The following is a 5092-nucleotide window of genomic DNA, read 5'->3' as shown; positions in this document are numbered from 1 at the left end:
TCGCCATGAAGCGGATCAACCTCATTACCATCTTTTTACATCTGTTCACGTTTGCGATGGCACAAACTTCGCCACCGACCGATCTGGGCAGTATACAACAGAACTTTAAAAAGCTGAATACACTGGGCAGCGTACTATATATTGCCGCACACCCCGACGATGAAAACACCCGTTTACTGGCCTACCTGGCGCAGGAAAAACATTATCGTACAGGCTACCTGTCGCTCACCCGTGGCGATGGGGGGCAAAACCTGATAGGCAATGAGCAAAGTGAGTTGCTTGGTTTGATCCGCACGCAGGAACTGCTGGCTGCCCGCCGGGTTGACGGCGCGGAGCAATTCTTTACCCGCGCCAATGATTTCGGCTTTTCAAAAGGGCCCGAGGAAACGCTGAAGATCTGGGATAAGGAAAAAGTACTTGGCGATGTAGTTTGGGTGATCCGCAAATTCAGGCCTGATGTAATTATTTGCCGTTTCCCCACAACCGGCGAGGGAGGCCATGGTCATCATACCTCATCAGCCATATTAGCGCAAGAGGCTTTTACAGCCGCTGCCGATCCAACCCGTTACCCTGAACAGTTAAAATACGTAAAGCCATGGCAGGCTAAACGGTTGATGTGGAACACATTCAACTTTGGCAATACCAATACTACTGCCGCCGATCAATTTAAGATCGATGTAGGGGTTTATAATCCCGTATTAGGCAAAAGCTATGGTGAAATAGCCGCCGAAAGCCGCAGTAACCACAAAACCCAGGGCTTTGGTTCGGCCAAACAACGCGGCGAATCATACGAGTTTTTTAAAACCATTTTAGGAGATGCCCCTCAAAACGACCTGATGGATGGCGTTAATACTTCCTGGAAACGGGTTAAAGACGGAGGCGCTATTGCAGCCCTGACAAGTGTGATCAGTCGAAATTTCATCAACGAAGCTCCCGAAAAATCGCTGCCCGCGTTAGTGCAATTGCTAATGAAAGTGGAGAAAGTATCTGATACCTACTGGCGTGAACAAAAAACAAAAGAATTAAACAACCTGATCGCGGCATGTGCTGGTTTATGGTTTGAGGTCTATGCAACAGAACCTACCTATGCACTGGGCGATAAAATGAACCTGCGTGCGCAGGTGATTAACCGCTTTAATTATCGTGTTAAAATAAACAGCATTGATGCTAATGACAGCGCACTGGCATTGCAAAGCAAAGAAATACCGTTTAACCAACTGCAAACTTTTGAAACCACGGCCGCAGCATCTGCATTAACTCAGCCATACTGGTTGGCAGCACCGCACCCAATAGGTGTTTATACCCTTGCCGATAACACGCTTGCCGGCAACCCCGAAAATCCCGATCTGCCAAAAGTTACCTTCCAGTTTATTATTGAGGGAAAACCTATAAATATCGACCGCCGAATTGTATATAAATACGTTGATCCGGTTAGGGGCGAGGTTTATCAGCCCATTGAAATAACGCCGCCGGTAACAGCCAACATTGAAAACAAGGATTATATTTTTAGCGCACAGCAAGCACAAACGGTACTGGTAAAACTGAAAAGCTTTACAAAAGCCAGCGGTACCATCAGCCTGAAACCTGTTGCCAGCTGGAAAATAAGTCCCGAAAAAATTGACTTTACTGATAAGGACAAAAGCGATGAATGGTCAGTAGCATTTACAGTTAGCCCAACCGACACCAAAACCAAAGCAAGCGATCTGGAAGTTGTAGTTAACGCTAATGGCAAACCGTTTTCATTGAGCCTGCTCCGTATCAGGTACGATCACGTGCCGGCTATTACCTTATTCCCACCCGCACAAACGAAGCTTGTTTACCTCGACCTGAAAAACAATGGCAAAAGAATTGGTTACATTGCCGGTGCCGGCGACCAGATGCCCGAGGCCCTGCGCCAGGTAGGTTACGAAGTACACATATTAACTGAAAACGAAGTAACGAATAGCGACTTATCAGGATATGACGCCATTGTTACCGGGGTACGTGCCTACAATGTAAATGATCGCCTTGCGTATCAGCAACCGAAATTAATGGAGTATGTTAAAAACGGTGGTAACCTGGTTGTGCAATACAATAACAACAACGGCATCGTAGTAAAACAAATAGGCCCGTATCCATTTACCGTAGTGAACAGAAGGGTTACCGATGAAAACGCCGAAGTAACAGTTTTAGATCCTCAAAACCCCGTGTTAAACTATCCTAACAAAATAACCAATGCTGATTTCAGCGGTTGGATCCAGGAGCGCGGGCTGTATTTTGTAACCAATATCGATCCGCAGTACAAACCCATTTTTCAGATGCATGACAAAGGAGAAGAGCCTCTTAACGGATCATTAATTGTGGGCGATTATGGCAAGGGCAGGTTTGTTTATACCTCGCTGGCATTTTTCAGGGAACTACCTGCCGGCGTACCGGGAGCTTACAGGTTGTTTATTAACTTATTGAGCAAGCCGAAGTAAGCTAATAAGCAGCACCTGCATGGCAAAGACATCAGGGTCCTCTACGAGAGACCCTGATGGAACATTAAACAAATCGTCATTGCGAGGTACGAAGCAATCCCCAAGAAGCCGAGCGACTATGCAAATCCTCTCTGTAAAGTCGAGGGATTGCTTCGTTCGCAATGACGGTTTATTCTTTATCTTTTCCCATTTTTAACACACAACTATCCGGCAAAAAACATTTTATGTTATCAAAATCGTGTCAATTTCAGCCCGTTAACAATTTTTTAATATAAAACACTTTCAATTACAGTAAATTCTATTTACGTTTGAATTTTTTCTTGATGTAGCTTCAAATAATTTTTTACCCTGAAGCACATGTTACGCGTCGACAGTTCCAAACCATGCCAAATTATTTATGCCATTGCAAAGCATGACTACCTGTCGTATGTTATTGAGCCTCATATTGTTCAGCTCAATCCAAATGGTGAATTTTCATTAACTCATCAGCGTTTATTCTCCAATACAGCCAAAGAGTTTTGTGAGTTTCTGGATGATACTGATATCAAACTGGTCAAACTACTGGAGGAGATGGAGCAGGGCAACGTGATCAAAAGGTATTATAAAAAACCTATCCGCCCGTTTGAGTTTTTCTCAAAGATCTTTAACGAGCAGATGTTTGATATGATCCGCCCGAAGCTGGAAAAACGCATAGCCGAAGCGCTCTCATTACTTTGCGGCAAACAGGTATACCAGATGAGCAAGGAGGGCTATCCCGGCGAGCGCAAGCTGCAACTGGCCACCGAAGCCGCATCGGTACTGTTCCACTTCAGGCGTAATGAGGAAGAGATCAGGTATTTTCCTACCATCAAATACCAGGGCATGCGCATTGAGTTCATGTTTAAAAATGCTGAGATCATTTGCAATCACCCGGCCTGGATGCTGCTTGACGATACCTTGTATTACTTTGATAAAGAGATAGAGGGTAAAAAGCTGCAACCCTTCCTGAACAAACGTTTCATTGCCATCCCAAAATCGTCGGAACAATCATACTTTGAAAAGTTTGTTGCCCCGCTTATTGAAAAGCATAATGTTTACGCCGAAGGTTTTACCATCAATACCGAAAAGTATGATGCCCGCCCTGTGCTTAAACCTATTTATATTGAAGGTGGAACTTCGCAATTACAGCTCTCTTTTAAATATGCAGGCTACATATTTCCGTATGGCGATGGCAGGCATATTTCTGTGCGGATGGAAAAAACCGGCGATGATTACCTGTTTCACCGCATTAAGCGCTCAACCACCTGGGAAAAAGGCAAAATGCAGCAGTTGGAACACCTGGGGCTTAAAGTAGCCTCTTCATTATTCCAAAACCTTGAAGTTGCCGGTCATGAAGATGATGACGATCGCTCATTCTCAGTTTTTGAATGGCTTAACCAGCACCACGATCAGCTTATTGAGCAGGGCTTTGAGCTGGAACAACCTGAAGGGCAAAAACGCTACGTATTTGGCAGTAGTAAAATTGAACTGGAAGTAACCGAAAATAACGACTGGTTTGATATTAATGCCATGGTAAGCTTCGGGCCATACCGGATCCCTTTTATTCAGCTTAAAAATCACATTCTCAATCATAAAAAGGAGTTCACTCTGCCCTCGGGCGAGATAGCCGTGATCCCTGAAAAATGGTTTTCGCAATATGGCAACCTGCTGCACTTTACCGAAGGCAGTAATGAACTCAAGCTTCGCCGTCATCATATTGGCTTGGTCACCGACCTCGCCGAAGGGGAAATGGCAAGCGTTACCATGACCCGCAAACTGCAGAAGCTTACCAATTTTGATGAGCTTGAGGATGCACCAATGCCTGTTAATTTTGAAGGTCATTTGAGGCCTTACCAAAAAGCAGGCTACAACTGGTTCCATTTTTTAAAGCAATATCACTTTGGCGGCTGCCTTGCCGACGATATGGGTTTGGGTAAAACCATCCAAACTTTATCGTTACTACAAAAGCATAAGGAGGATACTGAAAACGCCGGAGGCAAAGCCACTTCGCTGGTGATCATGCCTACTTCGCTGATATATAACTGGCTTAACGAGGCGCGCAAATTTGCACCGCAATTAAGGTTAATGGTGCATACCGGCACCATGCGTTACCGCAGTGCCGAAGTTTTTGCCAATTACGATGTGGTGATCACCACCTATGGTATCAGCCGCATTGATATTGAAATGTTCAAAGATTTCTTTTTTGATTACGTGATCCTGGATGAAAGCCAGAATATCAAAAACCCGTCGTCAAAATCATACCAGGCGGTTAAACAGCTCAAATCTCGCTTTAAGCTGATCCTGAGTGGTACCCCGGTAGAAAACTCGGTTAACGATTTATGGACACAGATGTCGTTCATCAATCCCGGCTTGCTGGGCGCACAACAGTTTTTCCAAAACGAGTTTGTAACCCCGATAGAAAAGAAAAAGGACGAAGATAAGGCCCGCAAACTACAGGCCCTGATCAAGCCTTTTGTGCTGCGCCGTACCAAGGAGCAGGTGGCAACAGAGCTTCCGCCTAAAACCGAAAACCTTTTCTATTCGCAGATGACCGAAGAACAATCATCGGTTTACGAAGAGATAAAATCCGAATACCGGAACGAATTGCTGAAAAG

2 protein-coding genes are annotated in these 5092 nt (G+C 44.9%); both read left to right on the top strand.

Translation table 11 applies throughout. The annotated features are described in order from the left end of the window. Window positions 1-2459, top strand: a 2459-nt coding sequence (locus tag VF500_RS10400; protein WP_330859608.1) for a PIG-L family deacetylase, incomplete at its 5' end; no start/stop codon positions are given. Window positions 2460-2816: 357 nt separating this feature from the next. Beyond that, a partial coding sequence (locus VF500_RS10395) for a DEAD/DEAH box helicase (RefSeq protein ID WP_330859607.1) occupies window positions 2817-5092 on the top strand: 2276 nt, incomplete at its 3' end.

Origin of the sequence: Mucilaginibacter sp. (assembly GCF_036383575.1) — a bacterium.
Lineage (GTDB): Bacteria > Bacteroidota > Bacteroidia > Sphingobacteriales > Sphingobacteriaceae > Mucilaginibacter.
The sequence above is the reverse complement of the archived record's forward strand: the minus strand, read 5'-3'. Positions and strand labels throughout refer to the sequence as shown.